Raw genomic sequence first — 25,543 nt, 5'->3', positions numbered from 1 at the left:
GTGCAGGCAGCAAAAACACGGCAGACAACCACAAAAAGACGACCCACAACCTTTGGCTTTTCATAAGAATAATGATGCATCCCCGTTGCGTATTTACACAAAAACACAGGCAGTATACCCAGAACCTGGCACTACGCAATGACGGCGCGATCTCCCTTCATTTCCAGCCAGTCGCGTCTGTCATTGGCGCGTTTTTTCGCCAGCAGCATATCCATCATGTCAAAAGTTTGCTGCACATCGTCAATGGTCAGCTGCACCAGCCGTCTGGTGTTTGGATCCATCGTCGTTTCACGCAGCTGCAGCGGATTCATTTCACCCAGACCTTTAAAACGTTGTACATTTATTTTGCCGCGTTTTTTCTCCGCTTCCAGCCTGTCTAAAATGCCATTTTTTTCTTCTTCATCAAGGGCATAATAAACGTCTTTGCCAATATCAATGCGGTATAAAGGGGGCATAGCAACAAACACATGGCCGTGCTCGACCAGAGTGCGGAAATGCTGCATAAATAGCGCACATAACAAGGTGGCAATGTGCAAACCGTCCGAATCGGCGTCGGCCAGAATACAAACTTTGCCATAACGCAACTGACTTAAATCGGCCGAGTTGGGATCCATCCCAATGGCCACCGAAATATCGTGTACTTCCTGCGACGCCAGAATTTGTTCTGACTCGACTTCCCAGGTATTGAGGATTTTACCGCGCAGCGGCATCACCGCCTGAAACTCACGATCGCGCGCCTGTTTGGCCGAACCGCCTGCCGAGTCCCCTTCGACTAAAAACAATTCGGTACGGCTGACATCCTGCGCACTGCAGTCGGCCAGTTTGCCGGGCAAAGCCGGGCCCGCCGTGACTTTTTTACGCACAATTTTTTTCGCCGCTTTTAAACGTTTTTGTGCGTTGTTAATACAAAATTCTGCCAATGCCTCAGCAATTTCTGTGTGTTCATTCAGCCATAAACTAAAGCTGTCTTTGACCACACCTGTGACAAAAGTGGCGGCCTGACGGCTGGATAAACGCTCTTTGGTCTGGCCGGCAAACTGCGGTTCCTGCATTTTCAGCGACAGAATATAACTACAACGGTCCCACACATCTTCCGGCGTCAGCTTAATGCCACGGGGTAATAAATTGCGGAACTCACAAAAATCACGCAAAGCCTCCAGCAACCCCTGGCGTAAACCGTTGGCATGGGTACCGCCCTGGGCAGTTGGGATGAGGTTCACGTAACTTTCGGTGACCAGCTCACCACCTTCCGGCAACCAGAGCACAGCCCATTCCACCGCTTCATGGCTGGCCGCAAAACTGCCGGTAAAAGGCGCTTCTGGCAAGGCCACCATGTCTTTGACGGCATCAACTAAATAATCCCGGATACCGGCGATATAACACCAGCTGTAACTTTGCTCGTTAACTTTGTCTTCAAATTTGACGGTAAGGCCGGGGCACAACACGGCCTTGGCTTTGAGCACATGTAATAACCGGCTGACTGAAAACTTATTGGAATCAAAATACTTCGGATCCGGCCAAAAGCGCACGCGGGTGCCGGTATTGCGTTTGCCGACAGTGCCGGTAATGGTTAGTTCCGATACTTTAAAACCATGTTCAAAGGCCATTTCATAGACATTACCGTCACGGCGCACCGCCACTTCGACCCGGGTAGATAAGGCGTTGACCACCGAAATACCCACACCGTGCAAACCACCGGAGAACTGATAGTTTTTATTGGAGAATTTACCACCGGCGTGCAGGCGGCATAAAATCAGTTCCACCCCACTGACACCTTCTTCCGGGTGAATATCCACCGGCATACCACGACCATTGTCGATCACTTCCAGTGATTGATCCGGATGTAAAATCACCTGAATTTGATCAGCATGCCCAGCCAGCGCTTCGTCGACGCTGTTATCAATCACTTCCTGCCCCATATGGTTCGGGCGGGTGGTGTCGGTGTACATCCCCGGACGGCGCTGCACAGGCTCAAGACCTGTCAGTACCTCAATCGAATCGGCATTATAAAGTTGTTCAGTCATGCTGTTCTCTGGCTGCTGTGGGCATGCCAGCCGCTTTATAAAAACGGCTGGAGCAAAGTCACTGTATTGATCCCCAGTGTTTTACGCTAATTGGCAGAATTTGACAATATCCGGCAGCCTGTTGGCATACCCCTGATAGCTGTGATCGCCGCCTTCTTGTACATCTAATTGACAATGCTGGTAAAAATCGACCGCGTCCAGATAATTCAGCACTTCATCACCACTTTGTAATAACACCTGATAAAGCGCCGGATTTTTGGGTTTGGCCGGTGCTAATTGCGCCAGCAGCGGCAGATGGTCTTGAGTAACCTCATAATGCTGCTGTCTGACCGGATGGTAATAACGACCCAGATGTTTCGCGAGTAATAAATGCGGCCGTACCGCCGGGTTGATCAGCGCGGCATAACACTGGTGCTGCTCTGCCAGCACTGTGGCCAGAAAGCCTCCCAGCGAACTACCTATCACTGCATCCGGCCTTTGCTCTTGCAGCAAGTCTTGCAAACAGGCCATGGCTTCGTTCGGGGTATAAGGCAAATCCGGCACTAATAAGCGGTGATGTGGTAACTCGCGGGCAAAATAATCGGCGGTAAGCAGCGCTTTTTCTGACTGCGACGAACTGGCAAAACCGTGTAAATACACCACTAACTTACTACTCACAGCCCGATAAACTCCCAGGAAACGGCCGGTATTTCACCGGCGGAAAAAGTCCAGACACAAGCTTGTGGCCCCAAATCTTCGGTTTGCCAGTCTGCTGTTTGTTTAAATTGTACTGAAGTTGCCGGACAACCGACAATCTGCAGCTGCCTGCCCGTCGCCTGCGGCACAGTATCCAGCCGCTCGTAGGCAAAATGACAGTGGCCATGTGCCAAGCCTTTAACTTGCGGATATTGCGCCAATAACTGCCAGAATAATTCAGGCTGTTGCAGCCCCAGCGTATCAATAAAACTCCCTACAGGCGCTACTTGATGATGGCAAAACAACCAAACTGGCGTGCTGAGCTGATTTAGCTGCAACGCCAAGGCGCTGCGCCTTAGAGCATCAAATTCTCCGGCAGGCGTTGGGCCTTTGCTATTAAGTAACCCCAGCGTCCAGCCATGCAAATGTAACCAGCTGTGGGGGTAAAAAGGCGCTTTGGCAAAAGCCTGCGCCATCATGGCCGGATCGTCATGGTTGCCCGGCAGATAAAATACCGGTGTCGCTTTGTGTTGTTGCCAGTGATACAGCAACTCAGCCAAATGCTGATAAGAAGCCAGGCTGTGATCCTGGGTTAAATCGCCGGTTAAAATCACTGCGTCAAAATCTGCAGCCGGATAACGCTGTAACAACAGCGCAAGGTGCTGATAAGGCTGGATCTGCTGATATTCGCCTTGTTTGTCAGCGAGCAGGTGACAGTCGGAAAGTTGTAACAAGCGGTAAGTGGCTTGCGGCGCAAAAGTATAACTCAACAACATCAATTCAGTGTCTCAACCCGGCGATACCCCTGACGCTGGCATAAGGTGAGCCAGTCGCGCAGCAGCAAATTAATCTGCCGTTTTTCATCAGGCAACATCATTTCGGTATTAGGATAATCGTACACAGCTTTAAAACGGCGGATTTGCTGGCAGGCCACAACTTCAGCAAGACGGGCGTCATGGTATAACCGCACTTCAAACTGTGGCCTGAGCCAGGCTGCCACCGACTGGCTTAAATGTTCAATTCGGATAGTGGTGGTAAATTTGCACAGCTCCAGCAAACGAATTCGATAACCTTCCTGCTCGGTAATTTGGATCACCTGACTGTCCCCAATACGCGGTGAAACTGCCGCCTGTTGACCCGGCAATAAAAAACGCAGTTGTGCGTAATTGCGCTCACATAAAGTAAGAAAATCAGGAACATATGGTTTGTAAGCTGTTTTTTTGGACGCCAGCGACATCTGCGTTTACGACTCCCACGCGGCACGCACCTGTGCCAGATGTAATTCCAACCATTGTAGTGCAATCAGCGTTGCCGCATTATCAATTTTTCCGTTGTGAAGTAGCGCCAAAGCATCCTTACGGCTGACAACATGCACTTTGATATCTTCATGCTCTTCGGGCAAACCAAAGACGCCCGTGCTCACCTCGCCGGTCAGCTCCCCCAGATATAAATGGATCCGCTCTGTGGTGCCGCCTGGGCTACTTAAATAACTCAGCATCGGCCATAACCGGCCCAGGTTCAGGCCCGCCTCTTCCTGCGCTTCACGGCGCGCCACCTCTTCAAAACCTTCACCTTCGGCTATCATGCCAGCCACAGCTTCCAGCAGCCATGGGCTTGCACTGGTTGCTGCTGCGCCAAGCCGGAACTGCTCAACCAGCACCAGACTGTCGGTTTTGACACAATAAGGCAGCACCACGACAGCGTGGCCCCGTTCAAACATCTCACGGCTGAAAGTTTCACTCCAGCCACCGGCAAAGAGTTTGTGTTTGATCCGGTACTGATTGATCCGGAAAAAACCCTGAAAAACGGTGTGCTGGTCGATAATCTGCAAATCGTCCCGGGTAAATGCCGGATAATGGATGCCCTTGATTTCAGACATATTCGGTCTCACATTCTGTTACATTTGGGCGTATAACTTTTACGCATTAATTGTGACTTAGTGTACGCTAACACGATATTATTCGTTCACTTTTAGTTTTCCATAGGATTGGGTTATGAAGAAAACCTTATTAAATTCGCTGATTTGTGCTGCTCTTGGTGTGCTGAGCCTGCAAGTTAGCGCTGAAAATCTGCAAAATGTTTATCAACTGGCATTAAAAAAAGACCCACAAGTATTAAAAACTGCTGCTCAGCGTGACGCATCAGTGGCAGCTGTGGATATCAGCAAAGCTAATTTTTTACCAAGCATCAGTTTCAGCTCAGATATTACCAAAAGCAAAACCAGCACCAACCAGACAAGTGGCAGTATGGGTACCAGCTATGGCAATGCCATTACCTTGCAGCAAACCGTCTTTAACTGGGGTGACTGGTCCCGTTTATCCACTGCGGAAAAACAGGCACTACAAGGTCAGACTTATTACAATGCAGCGCTGCAAGCGCTGATTGTGCGTGTATCTCAGGCTTATTTTAATGTATTAAGTGCCAACGACGATTTAACCTTCGTGGTGGCAGAAAAACGTGCGGTAGAACGTCAACTGGAGCAAACCAAACAACGTTTTGCTGTGGGTTTAACTGCTATCACCGACGTACATGAAGCACAGGCCCAATACGACAGCGTGGTGGCCCGTGAAATTTCAGCCACCAATGCACTGGAAAATGCCAAAGAAGCTTTGCAGGAAATTACCGGTGTTTATCATTCCGATTTGGCAGCGCTAAACACCACTGCTTTTAAAGCAACAGCACCACAACCAGCGAATGCCGTTGATTGGGTAGCCATTGCAGAAGAAAACAACCTGGATTTAAAAGCGCGGAAGCTGGCGCTGGAAATTGCGCAAAATAACATTGATATCGCCGATGCCGGTCATTATCCGACAGTGGATTTAACTGCGCAAAAATCATTAAGCGACACCAGTAATACACTGCAAAAAGATACTGACTATCTAAAACTTGGGTTGTCAGTGCCGCTCTATAGCGGTGGCCGAACAGTTGCCGGACAAGATGTACAACGTGCCAACTACGTGGTTGCCAGTGAAGATTTAGAACTGGGTCATCGTTCTGTGCTGCGTCAAATCCGCGTGAACTACAACAACGTGGGTGCCGCTATTGCCGGTATTAAAGCACTGGAGCAAGCCGTAGTTTCTGCAGAAAGTGCATTAAAAGCCACCGAAGCTGGTTTTGAAGTAGGCACCCGGACTATTGTTGACGTGCTGATCAGCACCCGCAACCTGTTTGATGCACGCCGTAATCTGACCAAAGCCCGTTACGATTACATCCTGGCTGTATTGTCATTAAAACAAGCGGCCGGCACCCTGACCGAAGCCGATTTAGATTTAGTGAACAAAGCACTGAGCGCTTAATCTGCTCCCTACAGGTCCGGCCAACAGGCTGGACCTGTCCCCCTCCTGTTTTGTCTGTTGATTTCCGTTACAATGCCCCGGTTTTTTCTGTCGAGGATCTGTTGTGATTAAAGCCCCACCTTTTCAGTGGTCGATGTTGCATCCGCGTTTTTGGTTATTGTGGTTTGGCCTGGCACTGGCTTATGTGCTGAGCTGGTTGCCGTACCGCTGGTTAATGGCCATAGGCAGGAGCCTCGGCCGCTTGATGCTCAAAGTACTGAAATCACGCCGTAAAGTGGCGGCACGTAATCTGGAACTATGCTTCCCGGAAAAAACCGCTGCCGAGCGGCAACAGCTGCTGCTTGAGAATTTTGAACACAGTGGCTGCGCCGCTGTGGAAACCATTATTGCCTGGTGGTGGCCGGACTGGCGTTTTAAAAAGCTGGCTCATTTTCAAGGTTATGAACATATTCAGGCTGAGCTTGCCAAAGGGAAAGGGGTGTTATTGCTGGCCAGCCATATGCTGCATCTGGAAGCTGCCGGCCGGGCTTTTGGCCTGACCCATCCAAGTGTTGGTTTTTACCGGCCACACAATAATCCGGTGATGGAATATTTTATGTATCGCGGCCGCAGCCGCAGCAACAAATACATGATTGGCAAAAGAGATGTCAAAGGCCTGATCCAGGCACTGAACGAAGGTGAAGTGTGTTTTTATCTGCCGGATCAGGACTATGGCCCGAACCGGGCAGTGTTTGTGCCTTTTTTTGCCGTGGCCCAAACCGCCAGCACCACAGGCACCTTGTTATTTGCCAATGCCGCCAACTGCAGTGTGGTGCCGATTTATACCAGCACCCTGCCTGATGGCGGTGGTTATCTGGTGGAAGCTTTGCCTGCACTGCAAAATTTCCCAAGCGGTGATGACAGTGCCGATGTAAGCCGGGTGAATCAATGGGTGGAACAGGCGGTGTTAAAACATCCGGAACAATATATGTGGTTACACCGGCGTTTTAAAACCAGGCCCAACCCGGAAGATAAAGGTTTTTATTAGCAGGCATTTTGTCCAGGCTGCCGCAAAACCCGGGCTATTGTGGATAAAACAATAGCCTGCAGCGGCAGTTTGAAAATTAGTTGGCACCGTCTTCGACTTTGACTAGTATGACAGCAGCCTCTGGTGCGGGAGATTAAAATTATGTGGTTTTGGATCAAACACTTATCTGCAGCAGCTATTTTAATAGCCTTGGCCGTTTTCCTGTTGAGCAAACCAGAGCTGTTTAAAAACACCACCCATACCACCGGTCATGTCAAAATGGCGGCGGCGCAGGAATTTACCAACTTTTATGAACAAATCCGCTTTTCACTGGACGCCACCAAAGATTTATCCAAAGAATTTATTATCAGCCTGACTGATACCAGCGGTTCTTTGGCTGAAACCCTGGCTGCCCGCACCAACACAGTGCCACCGCTCGAAGATGGCTGGACAGGCAAAATCATGCAGCGCCGTTTTAAAGCCGGCAATAAAATCCGTGAAGATTTAATTGCTTATGCCAGCGCCGAAGATATTGAACTGATCTGGACCCTGCCACGCGATTATGTGGTGAAGCATTATTTCCACAGTGAAGGCGATTATTTAAAAACCCTGAAAGAAATTGCTTCGGCAATAGCTCCGGATTTTGAAAAACCCGTACTGCTGTATATGTGTCCAAAAGAGCGCGCTGCGGTAATGACGGACAAAACCAATAACTTTTTGCAGCAAAACTGCCGCGCGCTGAATGAGGCCGCTATGGCTCTGCAAACACCTGTTGCCAACTCTGCTGCACCTGTGCCAAAGCCGAACTAAGACTCGGCATATCAGTTAAATCGGCTGGCTCCAGCGTTAACCTGTGACTCACCCCCCTTAAGTCCTGATAAGCCTGCTGCAAAGCGCTGGCTTCACTAAGGCACATCATACCGCAGGCAGCAGCAGCATCCAGAATGCGGATATTGTCACTGTACTGATAAAGCGCCGGATATTGGGCGCCATAAGCCAGCACCAGATACTGACTGATAAACTCCAGATCTACCACCCCACCGGCGGTGTGTTTAACTTCGGTATTGTCCAACCCGTGATGCTCCCTGAGCTTTTGCCGCATCGACAGCACTTCCTGTTTCAGAAGCATCAAGTCCCGAGGTTTTCCCAGCACCTCGGCGCGGATCTGCTCAAAACGCTGCGTTATAGCCGCATCCCCATAAATCAGCCGGGTGCGCACCAACGCCTGATGTTCCCAGGTCCAGGCGTCCTGCAATAAATAATCGCGGTAGGTTTCAATATGCACTGTCAGCAAACCGGCATTGCCGGAAGGCCGCAGCCTTGTGTCGACATCATAAAGCACACCACTGGCGGTGCGGGTGGTGCATAAATGCAAAATGCGCTGCACCAGTTTTAAGTAAAACTGCCGTGAATCTATTGCTTTATCACCGTTGGTTTCCGTATTGGCATCACACTGATGTAAAAACACTAAATCTAAATCTGAGCCATAACCCAGCTCCAGACCGCCCAGTTTGCCATAGGCAATAACCGCAAACTGTTTATCACTGCCGGCACCAAGCCCAGCTGGATAACCGTATTTTTCCACCATTTGTTGCCAGGCCAGCTCCACCACTTTTTCCATCACAGCTTCGGCCAGCCAGGTTAAATGGTCACTGACTTTCATCAAAGGCAACATACCGCTGATATCGGCAGCAGCAATCCGCAGCTGCTGCGCTTGTTTGTACTGGCGCAACGTTTCCATTAAAAGCTCCAGATCATCTTCCGGCACCCTCAGCAGCTGCAATCTGAGCCGGTCGCGGTAATCTGCCACTGTAGCCACCTGATACAACTGCTCAGGGTCAATCAGCTCATCCAATAACATCGGATAACGTGCCAGATGGGATGACAACCAGCCACTGCGGGCACAAAGTTTCACCAGTTGCTGCAGCGCTGCCGGATTTTCGTAGAGCAGTTCCAGATAAGCGGTGCGGCTGACAATTTGTTTAAACACCACCAAAACACGGCTTAGCACTTCAGGGCCAACTTGTTCTGCTGCCAGCCCGGACAACAATATTGGCATCAGTTTGGCCAGCAACTCACGGCCACGCGGCCCCACTTTGTTTTTCTGGCAATCGAGCTTAAATTGCTGCAGCTTGTCAATCAGCACAGCGGCGTCTTGCGGCTTTAACCAATCCACTTCGCCAGCCAGTTCCGTGGTTGGCAGCTCACTTTCCCACAACAGTCTGCCGGTTAATAAATCTTCCGGCTCGGCTTTATCCTCATGGGCGATCACCTGCTTAAACTGCTGATGCACACGAGCCATAGTGGCGCTGATCCGCGCTTCAAGCGCTTGCCAGCTGGCATCCCCACAGGCCAATACCAGCCGCTGACGCAACACCCTATCCTGCGGCAGAGTCTGGGTTTGCTGGTCGTCCATGCCCTGCAGCAGCTGCTCGACCTGGCGTAGCGCCGAATAGTCGGCCTTCAGCTGCTGCATTTGTTCGGGTTGCAGAATGTCATTGTCAGCCAGTGCCTGCAGCGCCAGATAAATAGACACCTGCTGTAACTGTGGAATACGGCCACCGCGGATCAGCTGCAGCGTTTGCACAATAAACTCCACTTCACGGATGCCACCGGCGCCCAGTTTAATATTGTCGGTGCGGTTTTTCCGGCGGTTTTCCTGCTCTATCAGCTGCTTCATCCGCCGCAGTGACTCAATGGCCGAATAATCGATGTAACGCCGGTACACAAAAGGCCTGAGCATGGCCTGCAGCTCGCTGGCATAAGGCTCTACCGGGTTTAAAATCCGGGCTTTAAGCATGGCATAACGTTCCCAGTCGCGACCCTGCGCCTGGTAATAATCTTCAAAAGCGGCAAAACTGAGCACCAGCGGGCCACTGTCACCAAAAGGGCGCAACCGCATATCAACCCGGTAAACAAAACCGTCGGCTGTCACCTGATGCAACAGCGCAATCAGCTTTTGCCCTACTTTGGTATAAAACTGGGCGTGGTCACAACTGCGCCGTCCGCCCTGAGTTTCACCATGTTGCGGATACACCAGAATCAGGTCGATATCGGAGGAAAAATTCAGCTCTGCGCCACCCAGTTTTCCCATACCTAAAATCAGCAAAGGCATAGCCCGGCCCTGACTATCCAGCGGCTGCCCCCACTGCTGTGCCACTTCCAGATAGGCAAACTGATAAGCGGCGTTAATTAACTCATCGGCAAGCTGTGACACCCGCCGCAGCGACTGCTCAACCTGCTGCTGATGGAGCACATCATCAGCCAGAATGTGGCATAACTGAGCGTTTCTATAGAGCCTGAGCGCTGTCATCACCTGAGCTTCTGTCAGATTGTCCGCCAGTTGCAGCGGTGCCAGCGTTTCAGAGTGCAAAATCGCCGGTAATAATGCCGGTTGTTGCAACAGCACTCTGCCGGCAAAACTGCTGCAGCCGAGTAAATGTTGTAATTGCTGCTGCTCCGTAGTGTTTAATGTCACTGCAGGCTCAGCTTGTGACAACTGCGTCATAATCGCCTGATATTGCAGCTGAATTTCTGCTTTAAGCATGTCGGGCAGTGTGCTGGCCTGGCTCATTGCTGCTCCTCAGAACTTTTGTTGTCAGTACTTTTTTTGTCAGAAATTTGTGTGCTGTGCGCTTTGGAGTCTGCCGGCAGTTGTAACAACAATTCGGACAAATCCAATAACCATAAGGTCATGCCGGTGCCGGGCGCTGCCGCTATTGCCTTTGCTTCGGCCAGCAAAGCCTGAAGCGTCGCCACTGGCGCTGTTGCCGGTGACAAAGCCTGTTGCTGCGCCAATACCTGCTGCGCTAAAGCCTGCTGCAAATCCAGCCATTGTTGTTTCAGCCTGACCACAAAAGAAGCAGCCAGCTCAGCCGGCAGCGCATGGCTTTGTTGTTGCAACCATAAATTTTGCAACAAGGCACGCAACTGGGCGCTCAGTGGCTGCTCAGGGCCACTTTGCTGCCAGCTCAGCACCTGTTGTTGTGCCAGCAAATAACCCCGTTCAGCTTTGGACTGAAACCCCAGCGCCAGTGGCAACTGCTGACACAATAACCTGGCGAGCTGAAACAGCTGCCGGGCATCACCACTGACCAGCTCCAGCTCCATTTCCAGAATGGGCTGAGTGCTGGTGCCGGCAATAACCTCGCCCTGATCCAGCACAGCTTCCAGCACAGTGCCATCTGCCAGTGTCAACAGTGCACTGTGGCGGATAAAATCGGTGCGGAACATTTCCTGTAATTGCTGCTGCAACACATCCACAGCTGTACCTTCTGGCCAGATATGAGCCGGAAAAGCCGACAACTTTGGCAACACTGAGTCACAAGGCACATTATATTCAGGCCTGATGTGGGCCGCGCCTTGCTGCTGGCCGGCCAGCTTGATGGTTTGTTCAAAACGGCCTTTTTTTAATCGGCTGCGCAGGCCACTGTCGTGCCGGCGAAACCACTGATCCGGCGTTTCAAAATAAGCATTCAGTAATTGGGCAGGCTCCGCTAATTCCACTTTGACCGCCAGTTGCTGCCAGCTTTGCTGGATTCTGCTCAATAAAGAAGGCGACATGGCTTCAGTCAGCCATAACTTTAATTCCACTTCGATACTCATCTGCTGCTCTTTGTGCTCTGGCTTTGCTTGATGTCGGCAACATAGGATATAAGCCCTGAGCCAGCAAGTGTTTTTGCTTGTCAAGCCGTTAACAACTCCCTATGATCCAAGGCATTATTGCTGTCTGATGCTGGATGTGAACAATTTATGTCTGATTTATGCCGTTTTATGTTATTGGGTGCTGCCCTGACACTGAGCCCAGTGGTGTTGTCACAACAAACCACACCAAGTCCCGAAGTAGCGGCGCCAACAGCCACTGAAAAAAACACAGAAACCAGGGCTGAAGTGAATAATCCGCAACCAGTCAGCACTGAAGCCCAAACCGCGGCCAAACCCAGCAATGAAAAACCTGCGTTTATTATCGACACTTTAAGCACGCCGGTACGTTCAGGTCCGGGCAATGAATACCGCACTATTTCGACAGTTCGCGCCGGTGAAAATGTCACTTATATCGGTCAGAACCCGGCCAATGGTTTTATTAAAATTCGTGATGACGCCGGCACCGAAGGCTGGCTCAGTGGTGAATATATTACCTACAGCGCCAGCCCCAAGTCTGACTTGGAAAGTTTAAAACAGCAGCTGCGTCAGCAGGAAATGATGGTGGCGCAGTTTGAACAGGAACGCAGCAGTATGCAAACTGCGCTGACCGATGCTGAAGCTGCACGGGATCAGGCCATAAAAGAAGCGGAACTGGCCAAACAAACCACAGCTGCCCTAACCAAACAACTGGCTGAACAAAACCCGGAACTGGCACAGAATAAAATGGTGATAGGCGGCGGTATTCTGGCGGCTGGTTTATTACTAGGCTTAATTTTACCGGTATTTATGCCAAACCGCCGTCGTAAAGACCGCTGGATGTAACATTAAACCCAAAAGAGCCGCATTATCTTCATCTCAAAAGAAAAACTGTGATGGCACCAAGTTGCGGTTTACATATAAAGGGAGCCTGTTGGCTCACTTTATATTTGGCAAAGCAGCGGGCCGCTGTTAAATCAGGTATTACACCCGGTGTTAACCAGCCGCCTGATAAGCGGCCTGTAACCAGCCTATCAGCTCAGCGTCCACTTCAGCCACTGTGCTTAAGCGCAGTTTAAAATTACACATTTGCCCGGCCGGCAACACTTTTAAGCGTGGGCTTTGCGGCAACTCTTTAATATTCAGCCCTATTTCCAGCTGAGTGTTAGTGGCAGGTCCTATCATGGCAAATTGTTTTTTCCGCCGGTAGCTGACATAAGTTTTTTTCGGCGCAGCCTCAAAATCGCCAAATTGGGCAAGAACCTCAAGTAATTGGTTGTGAATAGGTCTGAGCTGTGCTTTAGCGCCGGTATATAAAGCATCCAGCACCTGTGTGTCGCTCAGCGTTGCCGCAGCTGACTGGCCATCCGACTGACGCACTGTGTGCACCAGTGTATTGGCATCACCATGGCCCATGCCCAGTTCGGTTTTGAGCATGGCCACCAGCTCACTGTGTTTTTGCAAACCACTTTGCTGAATAATAACCGCAAGCTCAGCCAGTGTTTTGCCACTGCGTTTTTCGATATTGGCCAGCTGTGTTGCCAGCGCCTGTTGTAAATCTGCCATTGAATAGTCCTGCCTCTGCCTGAAGTGCCGCTTTGGGTATAAAACATTCAGTCGCAAAGTACAAACAAACTAGTCTGGTGCTAAGGCAATAAATACCTTAAATGGCCAATAAAACAGCGGGCTACCGGGCCTAAAGTGTCGGCGTCATTAAAATTCAGATAAAAACTGCTGCTGCGGCTGCTGCCGCGTGGTAACTGCAGCGGCACTAAAGAGCCGTCATCCAGATAAGGTTGAACTGCAGTGCGTGGTAACCAGGCAAAACCTAAGTTTTTGCGCAGTAATTCAATGGAAGTACCCACATGACTGACGGTCCAGCGCTGCTCAGAGCCAAGCCAGCCAACATCTTTTTTCTGCTCCAGCGCCGAGTCACGCAGCACTATTTGCCGGCAGCTTTTTAGCTCTTCCAGGCTCAGCATGCGTTTGGGCACATTCAGCGGGTGCGCCGCCCCCGCCACTGCAATAAATTCCACCTGACAAATATCTTCACTCAAATTATTCGGCAGGGTGAAAGGTGATAACGCAATTTCCACTTTGCCCTGGCTTAGCAACTCATTGGCGCCGGTTAAAATGGTTTCCATCAGCTCAATGCGGATCAGCGGATATTCGCTGGAAACCGCCGCCAGCGCCTGATACAACACATCGCGTGGAAAAGCCTCGTCGACCGCTATTGGCAAACTGGACTCCACGCCACTTTTTAAATTGAGCGCCACGTTTTCCATTCGTTCAGCTTCAGCCAGCAAATAATTCACCCGGCGCAGCAACTGCTCACCGGCCGCCGTTAACTGGGTTTTGCGCCCTTCGGTCTGAAATAAGGTCACACCAAGCAGCTCTTCCATTTTATGCACCGCATGGTGGATGCTGGACTGACTTTTATAAATCACATCGGCCGCTTGCTGAAAACCGCCTTGCTCGGCCACAGCTTTAAACATGCGCCACTGTTCTATGGTGGAACGTGCCATCATTCTACTCCTGATAATTCTGCTGTACTGATAACAAATCCCAATCAGCTCAGCCACAAAACTAAGCAGCCATCAGCTTTGGTTTTAACCTGTCGGCCATAATAACTTCAGCCCGGCCAGCAGCAATAACAGATGCACTAAAGGTAAAAAATGTTTGTCCTCAAGGCGCTGCTTTAACCAATAACCCAGCCGGATAGCGACATAACACAAGGGCATAAAAGGCAAAGCCCACAGCAGCAAGGTCCAGTTCAGTTGTTGCTGCACAATAAAAGCCGGCAGTTTTAACAGATTCAGCAGCGCAAAAAACAGCGCCGAAGTGGCAATATATTCAGCGGAAGGCAGTTTGCGCGCCAATAAATGCATGGCAAGCGGCGGCCCGCCGGCATGTAACAAAGTAGAACTTACCCCACTGATAAACCCCATCAGTACTCCCATAGGCCGGCTGGCAAGCAACACGCTACTTTGCAGGCCGCTAAAATAGCGCAGCGCAAAAAGCACAGAACCAGCGCCTATCACCCACTGTAACTCTGCGGCCGAAAGCGCCCCTAACAATAACGCCGACACCGCCACGCCAAGCACTGCGGCCGGCAATAACTGGCGTAATACCATCCAGTTCCAGCGCTGCCAATAACGGCGGATGGTAAAAAGGTCCAGCATGATTAACAGCGGCAATAACAACCCAAGCGCTGTGTTGGCATCAAACAGCAATAACAACAGCGGCATCGCCAATAAACCCAGACCGCCGGCAAAAGCCGCTTTGGAGATGCCGGATAACAGCACCACCAAAGCCAGCAGCAAGCCCATTTCCAACGTCATTTGTAAGGCCCCTGTGCTTTTTTACTGCAGCAACTGATGACTCTCAGCGGTAAAGCCGGCTGATACAACCGGCCTCTGTAACCTGTCTATGTAACCGGCTTCGCCAAACAACAAGACAGGTGCACTGCAGCGGCCCTGTTGCTTAGCTGTCTGATTTTATGATCAGACTTTACCCAGCTTAAGCCGGCAATTCAAAAAACAGTGCCCGCACGTGATCGCTTCCGGCTTTTACAGCAAGCTCAGCCAGTTGCAGCATTTTTATCCCATCCCCCGGCAATAACGTCTGGCTCAGGAGCTGCAACTCACCGTTGATCAGGTGCAGATAATAAGCTTTGCCAGGTTGCACAGGCAGCGCCAGCTGCTGTTGTGGCAACAAAATCAGCTGCGACAGGCTGGCATTTTGTTTGATCTGCAAAGTGCCATCGCGCCCGTCCGGCGTGATCACCGGGGTTAAGCCCACAGCTTCGCCAAAGTCTTTTTGCTGATAACCGGGTTCACCGTTTTGCTGATTCGGCTGGATCCAAATTTGCAAAAACTTCAGTTTGTCACTGTGACTGGCATTAAATTCACTATGGGAAATACCACGGCCGGCACTCATCAGCTGAAACTCACCGGCCGGCAAGGTTTTTTCATTCCCGGCCGAATCTTTGTGCGCTATGGTGCCACTTAACACATAACTGATAATTTCCATATTCTGATGGCTGTGGGTTTGAAAACCCGCACCAGGCGCCACTTCGTCGTCGTTAATCACTCTCAGGGCAGAAAACCCCATTTGTTCTGGGTTGTAATAATTGCCAAAAGAAAAAGTGTGTTTACTCTTCAGCCAGCCAAAATGGGCGGCGCCCCGCTCATTGGCACGAATAATTTCAAACATCAGGAACTCCTCTGCCCTGTTACCGGGCCAGTTAGCCTTGAGGGGCCAGTGACATGATCAGCCTGACGGGCGGCCAGGCTGATCTTTAAAACTTTTGATTTGGTGGTGCTGTTATTTCAGTTTGGCGGCCAGAAACTCATCCAAAGAAGCTTTACCTGCACCGCTGAACATTAACGAAGCACTGGCCGCCAGCAAGGCCAAACCAAACTCGTAACCGTTGTTACTCATAAACAGGCCGTTGGCAAAGTGCACACTAAAAATGGCCACCAGCATGGCAATACTCAGTGCAAAAGCAGCAGGACGGGTTAAAAAGCCGGCAATCAGCGCCAGACCACCAAAAAACTCCGCAGCACCAGCCAGAAAAGCCATCAGCACACCGGGCGCCAGACCAATACTTTCCATCCAACCGCCTGTGCCTTCCAGGCCATAACCACCAAACCAGCCAAACAGCTTTTGCGCACCGTGGGCGACAAAAATAATGCCCACCGGCACCCGCAGCAATAAAGCACCATAACCAGCATCAGTTGTTAATAAGTTTTTCAGCATTGAATTGTTCATGGGTTCCACCTTATAAAATTCGTTAAAAATGACTGCGTTATTTAGTTTCGACAGTCATCGTCCTGTCGATGGTGTAACTATAGATGGCTTATTTAATTTAATAAATTGGATTAAATCTGACATTAGATTCTAATATTTAGAATTTCATAGGGTGGTGTTGCAAAGGGCGGCAGGTTCTAAGACGGGGGTGATTTTAGTTAACGTCTGCGACATGGTGCGGCCGGGCCACACTGCAGGTGCTGGCATCACAGGGCAAGGCTATCAATTCGGCCAGCGCAACAAGACTGTCACTCCCCTCAAAAACGCCCCCTGACATCTTACCAGTGGGTCGGCCCTGTCCAGTTCCATTTTTCGCCACTAAACTGCAATCAGTCCCTAAGCAGAAGGATTTGCTTTATGTGCCACTTTGCCTTGCCGTTATTTTGCAGTCTTGTGTTGTTTGTTCCGTTTCCGCATTTTGTACTGGCCGCCGACCTTAGCAAAACCACAACAGCACATCAGATCATTACCGTGGTCGAGCCGCCTTCCAGTTATCTGGACAGTCATGGCCGGCTCACAGGTTATGCCACAGATATAGTGCGGGCTTTACAAAAAATCAGTGGTGATCGCAGCCATATTCAGCTGATGCCGGAATCCAGAGCTTTATTAACAGCCTCACGCCAGCCTAATGTGTTGTTGTATGGTTTTTCCCGCACCCTGGAGCGGGAAAATAATTATCACTGGATCATGCCGCTGGCGCGCAAAAAATGGGTGTTGTATATGCGCAGTGATGATCCACAACAACTGCAGCATCTGAATGATGCCAGAGCACTGGAAAGTATTGGGGTGGTGCGTGGTGATGTGCGGGAAGAATGGCTGCTGGCGCAGGGTTTTACCAATTTACAAAGTTCATCCAGCCATGCCCAGAATCTGGCAAGGCTTGGCAGTCGCAGGTTAAATGCCATTGCTTTTGAACCTCAGGGCATGCAATACCTGCTGCGCGAAGCCGGGGTGGCAACGGCTGAATACCGTGCAGCACTGCACTTTTTTGAAACTGAAGTCTGGTTATTAATGTCGCGGCAAAGCCCGGCCAGCGAAGTGGCACGCTGGCAACAGGCAGCGCAGCAGTTACAACAAAGTGGTGAACTGACCGCCATCAGCAAAAGCTGGCAACAACGGCTGGCGCAGGAACAAATTCATAGCAGTATCGAAGGGCAATTATTAAGTTTTTAGTCCGCTGTTCAATACTTTCACAGCAAAGCGCCTGAGGCCGGCATCAGTGCCATGCCTCAGGTTGCCAAAATAACCAACAACAGCAGGCACAGTGCAAAAACACCACTGCACAATGTTACAAAGGCAAACCCGAATCCTGTTTCACCTTCTCAATCACCACATAGGTGTGGGTTTGTAACACGCCGGGTAAATCCACAATACGGCCCAGCACAGCACGATAGGCTTCCATACTGGACAGCCGTAATTTCAGCAGATAATCAAAACCGCCGGCCACCATATGGCACTCCGCCACTTCGGCAATATTCACCACAGCGTCGCGAAACTGGTCAAATACCGCGCCCGTGGTTCTGTCTAAGGTGACCTGAATAAAAGCCGCTGTGCCCATGCCGAGTTTGGACGCTGATAACTTGGCGCCGTAGCCTTCAATAAAACCTTCCTGCTCCAGCTTGCGCACCCTGTCAATACAAGGGCTTGGGCTTAAATTCACTCTTTTGGCCAGTTCCACGTTGGAAATCCGACCATCCTTTTGCAGAGTGTCTAAAATTGTGCGGTCTATCCTGTCGAGTGTTCTGGCTTTATCACTTTGGCTCATAACCGTATTTTTTCTGGTTTATTTAAACTTAAACAGAATTATATAGGGTTATAGCTGGAATTAAACCACCAAATACGGCTGTGTATTCACTAGAATGCAGCATTTATTTTTGCATCAACCGGGATCATTATTATGTTATTTAACGGCGATCTGACCGCAACCAACCCGCTGCGCCAAACTTTGCGCAACTTTTACCGCGCTGACGAAGAAAAAGTTCTGGATTTATTGTTACCACTGGCCGATATCGGCGTGCAGGCCCGTTCACGCGCCTGGGAAAAAGCCCGCCAGCTGGTGGTCAATATCCGTAAAGCCCAGGTAGGTAAAGGTGGCGTTGATGCACTGCTGAACGAATTCTCGTTATCGACCGAAGAAGGTCTGGTGCTGATGTGTCTGGCCGAAGCACTGTTGCGGGTGCCGGACAGCCATACTGCCGATCGCCTTATTCGCGACAAATTATCACAAGGTGACTGGAGCGCGCACTTAGGCAACAGCGAGTCGTTGTTTGTCAACGCCTCCGCCTGGGGTTTGTTACTGACCGGCAAGCTGGTGAACTACAGCGACGAGCAGAAAAAACACCAGTTTGGTTTACTTAAACGTACCTGTGGCCGTTTAGGCGAGCCGGTGATCCGTCAGGCAGTGCGTTATGCCATGCAAATTATGGGCACCCAGTTTGTGATGGGCACCACCATCGACAAAGCGGTAGAACGTGCTATTGAGCTGGAAAACAAAGGTTTTACCTATTCATACGACATGCTGGGTGAAGGCGCCCGCACTATGGCTGACGCCGAACGTTATTTCCAAAGCTACATGATGGCCATTAACGTCATTGGTAAAGCAGCACAAAACCGCGGTCCTTTTAAGAGCCCTGGCATTTCAGTAAAACTTTCAGCCATTCACCCGCGTTATGAGTTTTCCCACCGCGACCGCGTGATGAACGAACTGGTACCCAAATTAAAACAGTTAGCTTTGGCCGCCAAAGGTTACAACATCAGCTTTACTGTGGACGCTGAAGAGGCCGACCGTTTAGATTTGTCACTGGATATCATCGAAGCCGTGTTCTCAGACGCCGATTTAGCCGGTTGGGAAGGTTTTGGTCTGGCCATTCAGGCTTATTCCAAACGTTGTATTCACTTAGTGGAGTGGCTGCGTGAGCTGACGGTGAAAGTAGGCCGCAAGCTGATGGTGCGGTTAGTCAAAGGCGCTTATTGGGACACTGAAGTAAAAATCAGCCAGACCGAAGGCCATGACGATTTCCCGGTATTTAGCCGCAAACCTTCGACAGACGTGTCTTACCAGGCTTGTGCCCGTAAGTTATTAGAATACCGCGACAGTATTTATCCAATGTTCGCCACCCACAACGCCTACACAGTCGCCACTATTTTAGAAATGGCACCGGACCGCACAGGTTATGAATTCCAGCGCCTGCACGGTATGGGTGATGCACTGTACGACCAGGTAGTAGCCGATGACAAAGTACCATGCCGTATTTATGCACCTGTTGGTGAACATTCCGACTTATTGGCTTATTTAGTGCGCCGCCTGCTGGAAAACGGCGCCAACAGCTCCTTTGTGAATAACATTGTCGATGAAAATATTCCGGTGGAATCTTTACTCAAAGATCCGGTGGAAACAGTGCGTGGCTGGAAACAAAAACGCAATACCCAGATCCCGTTGTCGATTAATCTGTATGGCAGCGAACGCAAAAACTCCAAAGGTATTGATTTAACTGAAATTGACGCCTTAACACCACTGCGCGCTAACCTCAATAACTGGCTGGCCAAAGCCACGGCTCAGCCTGCAGTTGAAGGCGCTAAAGTGGTGCGTAACCCGGCCAACCATGCCGAAATTATTGGTTATCAACAGCACGCTACGCCAGAGCAAATGAAAGCACTGGTGGATAGCGCAGAAGCCGCTTTCCCGGCCTGGACAGCCACACCTGTGGCAGAGCGAGCTGACAGCCTGCGTAAACTGGCTGATGCACTGGAAGCCAACCGCGACGAGCTGATTGCTATTTGTGTGAAAGAAGCGGGTAAAACAGTGGGCGACAGCGTGGCCGAAGTGCGTGAAGCCGTTGATTTTTGCCGTTATTACGCAGCGCGCGCTGAAGAAATGTTTGCAACACCAAAACAGAGCCGTGGTGTGGTGCTTTGTATCAGCCCATGGAACTTCCCACTGGCCATTTTCTTAGGTCAGGTGTCGGCCGCTGTAGTTGCAGGTAACACTGTGGTGGCTAAACCTGCCGAACAAACCAGTTTAATTGCAGTGCGTGCTATTGAGCTGTGGCGTGAAGCCGGCCTGCCACAAGGTGTGGTCGAGCTGGTGATTGCCCCAGGCCGCGCTGTAGGTGAACATGTGGTGCCGGATTTACGTATTCAGGCGGTGATGTTCACAGGCTCCACCGAAACCGGCAGCTGGATCGCCCGCAAACTGGCTGAACGTGGTGGTGAGCCGGTGCCGCTGATCGCCGAAACCGGTGGTCAGAACTGTATGATTGTTGACTCTACTGCCCTGCCGGAGCAGGTGGTGGACGATGTGGTGTCTTCAGGTTTCCAGAGCGCCGGTCAGCGCTGCTCGGCGCTGCGGGTGTTGTTCCTGCAAGAAGATGTGGCCGATAAAATCATTCACATGATTAAAGGTGCGATGCAGGAGCTGCATGTGGGCGACCCGGCGTTTTTAAGCACAGATGTTGGCCCTGTGATCGACCAAAAAGCCTTAACCGGCCTGAATAACCATGTGCAATACCTGGAAGGCAAAGCCACTTTACATTACGCCTGCAAAGCACCAACGGGCGAAGGCCACTTTTTCTTTGCACCCCGTTTGTATGAGATCAAAAACTTAAGCTTATTAGAGCGCGAAGTATTTGGCCCTGTGGTGCATATCATCCGCTTTAAAGCCGATGAACTGGATAACGTGATTGCGCAAATTAATGCCACAGGTTATGGCCTGACCATGGGTGTACATAGCCGTATTGCTGAAGTCACAGCTCAGGTCGCGCGTGAAGTGAAAGCCGGTAACATCTACATCAACCGCAATATGATTGGTGCTGTGGTGGGCGTGCAGCCATTTGGTGGTTGTGGTTTATCAGGCACTGGCCCTAAAGCTGGTGGTCCTTTCTACTTAACCCGTTTGGTCAAAGACAACCTGAATGTGACCGAAGCCACCCTGGCCGACAGCAAACGTCAGGCCTTGTTAAGTGCCAGCAGCAACGATTCAGCGCTTCACAGCACACTGCAACAAGCGAAAAAGGCACAACCAGCCTGGGCTGCGCTCGATATCAATAGCCGCAGCTCTGTCATTCGTCAGTTCCTGGCGCAGCTCGCTGCTAACTCTGTGGTGGTGAAACAAGAGCAAGACTTAGAGCAGGTGATCCAGTCGGCCCGTCATTTACTCAATGACATTGAAAAGCAGCTGGCTGCGCCTGTCACCTTGCCAGGCCCTACAGGGGAGTCAAACCAGCTGTTCCTGGAAGCCCGGGGTGTAGTGGCTGCAGTGCGTGATGAAAGCGCCTGCTTTAAATACTGGATGCTGAGCCTGATGACGGCACTGGCCACAGGTAACGCTGTGGTGGTGGCAGTTGAAGATCAGTTTGTTGCTGAAGCCGATGCTTGTCGTAAAGTGCTGCTCAACGCCGGCCTTGCGCCAACGCTGTTTAATGTGGTGAAGCTGTCACAATTAAAGGCGCTTATCAGCAATAACATTATTGCTGCGGCTATTGTCGAAGCTGGCAGTGCCGTCAAGGCGCTGACCGGTGAACTGATTGCCGCCCGCGATGGCGCAATTTCGCCGCTTATTACCACACCGGCAGACGAACGGTTAATTCATCGTTTAGTCACCGAAAAAACTGTCACTGTAAATACCACAGCAGCAGGTGGTAACGCATCATTAATGACCATGAGCGATAACGCCGGTTAATCAACACAGGCGATAGCCCGCTTAACAAGGTCAAAAAGCCCGAAGTTCACCTTCGGGCTTTTTTTATATGCAGGGACCTATGGTACACCGGCAATGCAGGAGCAATTGCCGGTGATATACAGGTCGCCAGGGGACAGCGTGAATGTAGCTGCAATTGCCGCAATTGCAGAAGGCAACAGCCTGTGGCGGGAATTTTTTCAACCCGCGCCCTTCGGGCCATTGCATTTAACGCTGAAGCAGCCTATGTTCAGCAAAATTCTTCTTTTTATTCAAGGACAGCGGCGTCATGGCATTGCAGCGGGTCGCCATTGATGAACTTCAACTGGGCAGTTATGTGGTGGCTGTGACCCGGCAGCGCGGCGACATTGTGGTGAAAGACGCCGGTTGGGTGCGAAGCCCGGAAGCTTTGGCGCTGCTAAAACAAAAAGGCGTGCTGGAAGTTGCGATAGACCCCGCCAAACAATTGCCAGCAGCCCCTGCGCCAACTGAAGCAACCACAGAGCCCAAAACCACGGCAGCTGCAAAGCCCCCCCGTATTAGTTTTGAGCAGGAAATAAATAAAGCTGAACTGGCGTTTAGCGCCGGCACACAAAGTCTGCAGGCCAGTTTTCCGAAGCTGTTAGAGCAGGAGGAGCTGGATTTTCATGAGCTGTCGAGCGTCAGCAACCGTTTGCTGGAAAGCACCAAACGTAACAGTCAGGCCTTGTTATTTTTGCAGCAGGTCAGCCAGCAAAATGACGCCTTGTTACAACACAGTTTAAGCTGCGCCTGTTTAATGGCAGCTTTTGCCGCAAGGCTCAAATTACCGGCGGAACAAGCCCAGCTTTATACGCTGGCCGCACTGTTACATGACAGCGGCGCTTTGCTTCTGCAACAACTCTACCCAAACCAGCCTTATCTGGATTCTGATGCCACAAGCTACAGCATTCCGATGTTACAACAACAACCGGATTGCCCGGCTGAACTGCTGCAAATGATTGAAGAACATTGTTTAAGCCTGGCGCAGCAGCAAAGTCTGGGTGGCAAAATGCTGGCTATTGTCAACAGTTACAGCAAACTCACAGCGGCTGGTAAAAACTCGCTGCAGGCTGCCGCCAGCCTGAAAAAAGCCGAAGGTAAAACGCTGGACAGCGAACTTTGTGCTGAGTTTTTACAATGTGTTGGCCTGTACAGCCCTGGCACTGTGGTACGGCTTAAATCGGGCAAACTTGGGCTGGTGCTGGAAAATCACAGTGTGCATCCGGATAAACCCAAACTAAAACTGTTTTATCACAGCCTGCACCGCCATCATTTGCCGGCCAAGCTGCTGGATTTAAGTAAACAAAGTGAAGAGGTCATTGAATCCTGCGCTGATTTAAAAAAATATCAGCTGGAGTTGCAGCACTATCTATAGCCGATACCAGGCTGTTAATAAGCCATACAAAGCGGGCTGTAGCCTATCTGTTACTTGCCCCACGTCAGGGCAAAAACTGCAAAGCTTTGCCGAGCAAGAGCCCGCATTAACGCCCTGGTAAACGGTACGACCATTCACTCAGCGCTTCCATGCTAAATAGCTGCCGGCCGGTTTGCAGCAACACGTACTGCGGCGTAATTTCTTTAATTTGAATATCGGCTGTGACCCACTGCCCTTCCTGCAAATCTTTGCCATTGACCTTCACCCAGCGCTGCCTGGGTTCAGTGGCATACACATGGGCTTCAAAACGCAAAGGCGGAATTTGCCGTTTTAACAGCTCATCCAGACTATGAATATCCCGTGCCGGCGCCGCATGGTCAGTCACCGACTGCCGTCTTGGCGCTGAGCCTGTTTCTTCCAGCGCCAGTGCAAATTTGCTTTTGAGCTCATCCGACACTTCATTGGCACTGAGTTCCGGCTGCTGAGCGGGGATCTCAGCCACTTCATCCGCCGGATTGGCTTCGGCCATTTGTGGTTGAGCCTGAAATTCATCAGCAAACTCAGTATCCACAGCATCATTTTGGTGAATTGCCCCACTGCGTTCGCCAGCCAGCAGCGCTACCTGTTCATCCAGTCCTTGTTGCGCCTGTCGCTTTTGACGGGGCAGTGCCGACACCAGCAGTTGCGGTTCTTCACTACTGTGCGTTTCACTGCTCTGATCTGCGCTGCTGTCATCCGCCGTGTTTTCGGTTTTTGTGCTGGCCGCACCAGGCGGTACTGTCAGTAAGTCAGTCAGAATTTGGCCGGCACTGGCCGGTTGCACCACAGGTGCCACAGCGGCTACCGGCGGTTTTTGCAGATATTGCGCCAGTAAAAAACCGGCCAATAAACCAACCAGCACCAACAACAGCAAAGCCAGCATTTTCCAGCCCTGTGCATTGTGTGCCGACGCAGGCTGGGTATAAGCAACAGGCTGGGCTGGCATGGGCTGCTGGCCCTGTTGCTGTTTTAACGCTTCCATCAATAACGACATAACTTAACTTCCAGATTTATCCGGGCCCGGATTTGGCACAGAATTCAGACCAAGATCCAGGCCAATAGCAAGCAAAGCGCCCAGGCCGATACAACCGATAAACAGCAAGGCCCAGAACCACCAAGGGGTGGTTTTGGCAGGCTCGGTTTGACGCACCGCCAGAATTTCCGCTGCCGCTTGTTGCACCAGCGCTGCGTCAATTAACGCTTTTTGCTGACTATAACCCCCGAGCAAAGCACGGTCACAAATCAGATTCACCAACCGTGGAATACCACCGGATAACATAAACAATTTTTTTAAAGCACCGTCGGTAAATACCGGCCTGCTGCAACCGGCGACCTGCAACCTGTGTTGCACATAATGCTGCACTTCCATCAGGGTGAGCGGCATTAAGTGGTAACGGGCGGTAATACGCTGCGCCAGCTGGCGTAAGTCCTGGCGTTGTAACAGCTGCTGCAGCTCAGGCTGACCGATTAAAATCACCTGCAACAACTTTTTGGTATTGGTTTCGAGGTTGGTCAGAAGCCGCAATTGCTCCAGCACCGCCGGTTGCAGATGCTGCGCTTCATCAATAATTAAAATGGTATTAAGCCCCGCCTCATGGTTTTTTAATAACTTGGCGGTAATTTTGTCGGTCAGGTTTTTTAAGCTGGCGTCGGTTTTTTTATAACGGATCTTGAGCTCGTCACAAATGGCCGCCAGCAGTTCAAGCTCAGACAAGGTGGGATTGAGAATAAAAGCCACCTGCGTTTTTTCCGGCAGCTCAGCCATTAAACAACGTGACACCGTGGTTTTACCGGTGCCGACTTCGCCGGTTAACAATACAAAACCACCGGCATCGCCCAGGCCATAACGCAAATGCGCCAAAGCTTCGGTATGACGGGCCCCTAAATACATAAATTCCGGGTTGGGCGCGATTGAAAACGGCTGGCTGTTCAGGCCAAAAAATCCGGTGTACATAACATCCTGACTGTGACTGACGCGACAATTGTTGCTGGCCGGTTATA

At 50.8% G+C, this 25,543-nt stretch carries 23 protein-coding genes; 8 read left to right on the top strand and 15 right to left on the bottom strand.

Annotated elements, in window-relative coordinates; translation table 11 throughout:
* Positions 1 to 131 precede the first annotated feature (131 nt).
* From parE to nudF, 5 genes are all read right to left on the bottom strand, one after another.
* On the bottom strand, positions 132 to 2,024 hold the full coding sequence (gene parE, locus V7P87_RS03380) for a DNA topoisomerase IV subunit B (RefSeq protein WP_296295631.1): 1,893 nt from the start codon (positions 2,022 to 2,024) through the stop codon (positions 132 to 134).
* Positions 2,025 to 2,105: 81 nt separating this feature from the next.
* Complete coding sequence (locus tag V7P87_RS03375; protein ID WP_333796167.1) at positions 2,106 to 2,681, bottom strand: YqiA/YcfP family alpha/beta fold hydrolase; 576 nt, start codon at positions 2,679 to 2,681, stop codon at positions 2,106 to 2,108.
* Positions 2,678 to 3,475, bottom strand: a complete 798-nt coding sequence (locus tag V7P87_RS03370; protein ID WP_333796166.1) for a metallophosphoesterase — start codon at positions 3,473 to 3,475, stop codon at positions 2,678 to 2,680. Before V7P87_RS03370 ends, V7P87_RS03375 begins: the two co-directional genes overlap by 4 nt.
* A complete protein-coding gene (locus tag V7P87_RS03365) occupies positions 3,475 to 3,936 on the bottom strand; it encodes a DUF1249 domain-containing protein (protein ID WP_296295625.1) in 462 nt (153 codons plus the stop codon). The genes V7P87_RS03370 and V7P87_RS03365 overlap by 1 nt, the downstream gene beginning before the upstream one ends.
* 6 nt (positions 3,937 to 3,942) lie before the next feature.
* Entirely contained in the window at positions 3,943 to 4,578 is a 636-nt protein-coding gene (gene nudF / locus V7P87_RS03360; RefSeq protein ID WP_333796165.1) for an ADP-ribose diphosphatase, read from the bottom strand.
* Between the two features lie 115 nt (positions 4,579 to 4,693).
* Here nudF and tolC point away from each other — a divergent pair, with 115 nt between their 5' ends.
* The 3 genes from tolC to V7P87_RS03345 all read left to right on the top strand — a co-directional run bounded on the left by tolC (position 4,694) and on the right by V7P87_RS03345 (position 7,811).
* A complete protein-coding gene (gene tolC / locus V7P87_RS03355) occupies positions 4,694 to 5,995 on the top strand; it encodes an outer membrane channel protein TolC (RefSeq protein WP_333796164.1) in 1,302 nt (433 codons plus the stop codon).
* 103 nt (positions 5,996 to 6,098) lie between these two features.
* The gene (gene lpxL / locus V7P87_RS03350) at positions 6,099 to 7,022 is read left to right on the top strand and encodes an LpxL/LpxP family Kdo(2)-lipid IV(A) lauroyl/palmitoleoyl acyltransferase (protein ID WP_333796163.1); all 924 of its coding nucleotides are present in this window, start codon (positions 6,099 to 6,101) and stop codon (positions 7,020 to 7,022) included.
* A gap of 141 nt (positions 7,023 to 7,163) precedes the next feature.
* Positions 7,164 to 7,811 (top strand): TcpQ domain-containing protein, encoded by a 648-nt coding sequence (locus tag V7P87_RS03345; RefSeq protein WP_333796162.1) that lies wholly within the window; start codon positions 7,164 to 7,166, stop codon positions 7,809 to 7,811.
* Here V7P87_RS03345 and glnE read toward each other — a convergent pair.
* Together glnE and V7P87_RS03335 are read right to left on the bottom strand one after the other, a co-directional pair.
* On the bottom strand, positions 7,753 to 10,575 hold the full coding sequence (gene glnE / locus V7P87_RS03340; RefSeq protein WP_333796161.1) for a bifunctional [glutamate--ammonia ligase]-adenylyl-L-tyrosine phosphorylase/[glutamate--ammonia-ligase] adenylyltransferase: 2,823 nt from the start codon (positions 10,573 to 10,575) through the stop codon (positions 7,753 to 7,755). The genes V7P87_RS03345 and glnE overlap by 59 nt on opposite strands.
* On the bottom strand, positions 10,572 to 11,606 hold the full coding sequence (locus tag V7P87_RS03335; RefSeq protein WP_333796160.1) for a CYTH domain-containing protein: 1,035 nt from the start codon (positions 11,604 to 11,606) through the stop codon (positions 10,572 to 10,574). Before V7P87_RS03335 ends, glnE begins: the two co-directional genes overlap by 4 nt.
* Before the next feature lie 147 nt (positions 11,607 to 11,753).
* Here V7P87_RS03335 and V7P87_RS03330 point away from each other — a divergent pair, with 147 nt between their 5' ends.
* Positions 11,754 to 12,467, top strand: coding sequence for a TIGR04211 family SH3 domain-containing protein (locus V7P87_RS03330; protein WP_333796159.1), 714 nt, complete (start codon positions 11,754 to 11,756; stop codon positions 12,465 to 12,467).
* Positions 12,468 to 12,617: 150 nt separating this feature from the next.
* Here the strand turns inward: V7P87_RS03330 and V7P87_RS03325 are convergent, their stop codons facing one another.
* The 5 genes from V7P87_RS03325 to V7P87_RS03305 all read right to left on the bottom strand — a co-directional run bounded on the left by V7P87_RS03325 (position 12,618) and on the right by V7P87_RS03305 (position 16,394).
* A complete protein-coding gene (locus V7P87_RS03325; RefSeq protein ID WP_333796158.1) occupies positions 12,618 to 13,187 on the bottom strand; it encodes a DUF4287 domain-containing protein in 570 nt (189 codons plus the stop codon).
* 80 nt (positions 13,188 to 13,267) lie between these two features.
* The gene (locus V7P87_RS03320; RefSeq protein WP_333796157.1) at positions 13,268 to 14,146 is read right to left on the bottom strand and encodes a LysR family transcriptional regulator; all 879 of its coding nucleotides are present in this window, start codon (positions 14,144 to 14,146) and stop codon (positions 13,268 to 13,270) included.
* 84 nt (positions 14,147 to 14,230) lie between these two features.
* The gene (locus tag V7P87_RS03315) at positions 14,231 to 14,962 is read right to left on the bottom strand and encodes a TSUP family transporter (protein WP_333796156.1); all 732 of its coding nucleotides are present in this window, start codon (positions 14,960 to 14,962) and stop codon (positions 14,231 to 14,233) included.
* Between the two features lie 178 nt (positions 14,963 to 15,140).
* Positions 15,141 to 15,836 (bottom strand): pirin family protein, encoded by a 696-nt coding sequence (locus tag V7P87_RS03310; protein ID WP_333796155.1) that lies wholly within the window; start codon positions 15,834 to 15,836, stop codon positions 15,141 to 15,143.
* A 111-nt stretch (positions 15,837 to 15,947) separates the two neighbouring features.
* The gene (locus V7P87_RS03305) at positions 15,948 to 16,394 is read right to left on the bottom strand and encodes a DoxX family protein (protein ID WP_333796154.1); all 447 of its coding nucleotides are present in this window, start codon (positions 16,392 to 16,394) and stop codon (positions 15,948 to 15,950) included.
* 396 nt (positions 16,395 to 16,790) lie between these two features.
* On the opposite strand from V7P87_RS03305, the gene V7P87_RS03300 reads away from it, so the two are divergent.
* Positions 16,791 to 17,606, top strand: coding sequence for a substrate-binding periplasmic protein (locus V7P87_RS03300; RefSeq protein ID WP_333796153.1), 816 nt, complete (start codon positions 16,791 to 16,793; stop codon positions 17,604 to 17,606).
* 115 nt (positions 17,607 to 17,721) lie between these two features.
* On the opposite strand, the gene V7P87_RS03295 is transcribed toward V7P87_RS03300, so the two are convergent.
* Positions 17,722 to 18,198: a winged helix-turn-helix transcriptional regulator gene (locus V7P87_RS03295; RefSeq protein WP_306519604.1), complete on the bottom strand. Its 477-nt coding sequence runs from the start codon at positions 18,196 to 18,198 to the stop codon at positions 17,722 to 17,724.
* A gap of 132 nt (positions 18,199 to 18,330) precedes the next feature.
* On the opposite strand from V7P87_RS03295, the gene putA reads away from it, so the two are divergent.
* From putA to V7P87_RS03280, 3 genes are all read left to right on the top strand, one after another.
* Positions 18,331 to 22,110 (top strand): bifunctional proline dehydrogenase/L-glutamate gamma-semialdehyde dehydrogenase PutA, encoded by a 3,780-nt coding sequence (gene putA / locus V7P87_RS03290; protein ID WP_333796152.1) that lies wholly within the window; start codon positions 18,331 to 18,333, stop codon positions 22,108 to 22,110.
* 93 nt (positions 22,111 to 22,203) lie between these two features.
* Positions 22,204 to 22,422: a hypothetical protein gene (locus tag V7P87_RS03285; protein ID WP_333796151.1), complete on the top strand. Its 219-nt coding sequence runs from the start codon at positions 22,204 to 22,206 to the stop codon at positions 22,420 to 22,422.
* The gene (locus V7P87_RS03280) at positions 22,397 to 23,503 is read left to right on the top strand and encodes an HD-GYP domain-containing protein (protein WP_333796150.1); all 1,107 of its coding nucleotides are present in this window, start codon (positions 22,397 to 22,399) and stop codon (positions 23,501 to 23,503) included. The genes V7P87_RS03285 and V7P87_RS03280 overlap by 26 nt, the downstream gene beginning before the upstream one ends.
* Before the next feature lie 106 nt (positions 23,504 to 23,609).
* On the opposite strand, the gene V7P87_RS03275 is transcribed toward V7P87_RS03280, so the two are convergent.
* The gene (locus V7P87_RS03275; protein ID WP_333796149.1) at positions 23,610 to 24,536 is read right to left on the bottom strand and encodes a general secretion pathway protein GspB; all 927 of its coding nucleotides are present in this window, start codon (positions 24,534 to 24,536) and stop codon (positions 23,610 to 23,612) included.
* A 3-nt stretch (positions 24,537 to 24,539) separates the two neighbouring features.
* The gene (locus tag V7P87_RS03270; RefSeq protein ID WP_333796148.1) at positions 24,540 to 25,496 is read right to left on the bottom strand and encodes an ExeA family protein; all 957 of its coding nucleotides are present in this window, start codon (positions 25,494 to 25,496) and stop codon (positions 24,540 to 24,542) included.
* Between the last annotated feature and the right edge of the window lie 47 nt (positions 25,497 to 25,543).

Origin of the sequence: Rheinheimera sp. (assembly GCF_036782235.1) — a bacterium.
Classification (GTDB): Bacteria; Pseudomonadota; Gammaproteobacteria; order Enterobacterales; family Alteromonadaceae; genus Pararheinheimera.
The sequence above is the reverse complement of the archived record's forward strand: the minus strand, read 5'-3'. Positions and strand labels throughout refer to the sequence as shown.

Coding starts and splice junctions, on each gene's coding strand:
- nudF (WP_333796165.1), bottom strand. CDS start 4,578: ATGTCTGAAATCAAGGGCATCCATTATCCGGCATTTACCCGGGACGAT.
- tolC (WP_333796164.1), top strand. CDS start 4,694: ATGAAGAAAACCTTATTAAATTCGCTGATTTGTGCTGCTCTTGGTGTG.
- V7P87_RS03300 (WP_333796153.1), top strand. CDS start 16,791: ATGTGCCACTTTGCCTTGCCGTTATTTTGCAGTCTTGTGTTGTTTGTT.
- V7P87_RS03325 (WP_333796158.1), bottom strand. CDS start 13,187: ATGGCAGATTTACAACAGGCGCTGGCAACACAGCTGGCCAATATCGAA.
- V7P87_RS03345 (WP_333796162.1), top strand. CDS start 7,164: ATGTGGTTTTGGATCAAACACTTATCTGCAGCAGCTATTTTAATAGCC.
- V7P87_RS03285 (WP_333796151.1), top strand. CDS start 22,204: ATGCAGGAGCAATTGCCGGTGATATACAGGTCGCCAGGGGACAGCGTG.
- V7P87_RS03305 (WP_333796154.1), bottom strand. CDS start 16,394: ATGAACAATTCAATGCTGAAAAACTTATTAACAACTGATGCTGGTTAT.
- V7P87_RS03270 (WP_333796148.1), bottom strand. CDS start 25,496: ATGTACACCGGATTTTTTGGCCTGAACAGCCAGCCGTTTTCAATCGCG.
- V7P87_RS03275 (WP_333796149.1), bottom strand. CDS start 24,536: ATGTCGTTATTGATGGAAGCGTTAAAACAGCAACAGGGCCAGCAGCCC.
- V7P87_RS03320 (WP_333796157.1), bottom strand. CDS start 14,146: ATGGCACGTTCCACCATAGAACAGTGGCGCATGTTTAAAGCTGTGGCC.
- parE (WP_296295631.1), bottom strand. CDS start 2,024: ATGACTGAACAACTTTATAATGCCGATTCGATTGAGGTACTGACAGGT.
- V7P87_RS03370 (WP_333796166.1), bottom strand. CDS start 3,475: ATGTTGTTGAGTTATACTTTTGCGCCGCAAGCCACTTACCGCTTGTTA.
- V7P87_RS03295 (WP_306519604.1), bottom strand. CDS start 18,198: ATGAGCCAAAGTGATAAAGCCAGAACACTCGACAGGATAGACCGCACA.
- putA (WP_333796152.1), top strand. CDS start 18,331: ATGTTATTTAACGGCGATCTGACCGCAACCAACCCGCTGCGCCAAACT.
- V7P87_RS03330 (WP_333796159.1), top strand. CDS start 11,754: ATGTCTGATTTATGCCGTTTTATGTTATTGGGTGCTGCCCTGACACTG.
- V7P87_RS03315 (WP_333796156.1), bottom strand. CDS start 14,962: ATGACGTTGGAAATGGGCTTGCTGCTGGCTTTGGTGGTGCTGTTATCC.
- V7P87_RS03310 (WP_333796155.1), bottom strand. CDS start 15,836: ATGTTTGAAATTATTCGTGCCAATGAGCGGGGCGCCGCCCATTTTGGC.
- glnE (WP_333796161.1), bottom strand. CDS start 10,575: ATGAGCCAGGCCAGCACACTGCCCGACATGCTTAAAGCAGAAATTCAG.
- V7P87_RS03365 (WP_296295625.1), bottom strand. CDS start 3,936: ATGTCGCTGGCGTCCAAAAAAACAGCTTACAAACCATATGTTCCTGAT.
- V7P87_RS03335 (WP_333796160.1), bottom strand. CDS start 11,606: ATGAGTATCGAAGTGGAATTAAAGTTATGGCTGACTGAAGCCATGTCG.
- V7P87_RS03280 (WP_333796150.1), top strand. CDS start 22,397: ATGGCATTGCAGCGGGTCGCCATTGATGAACTTCAACTGGGCAGTTAT.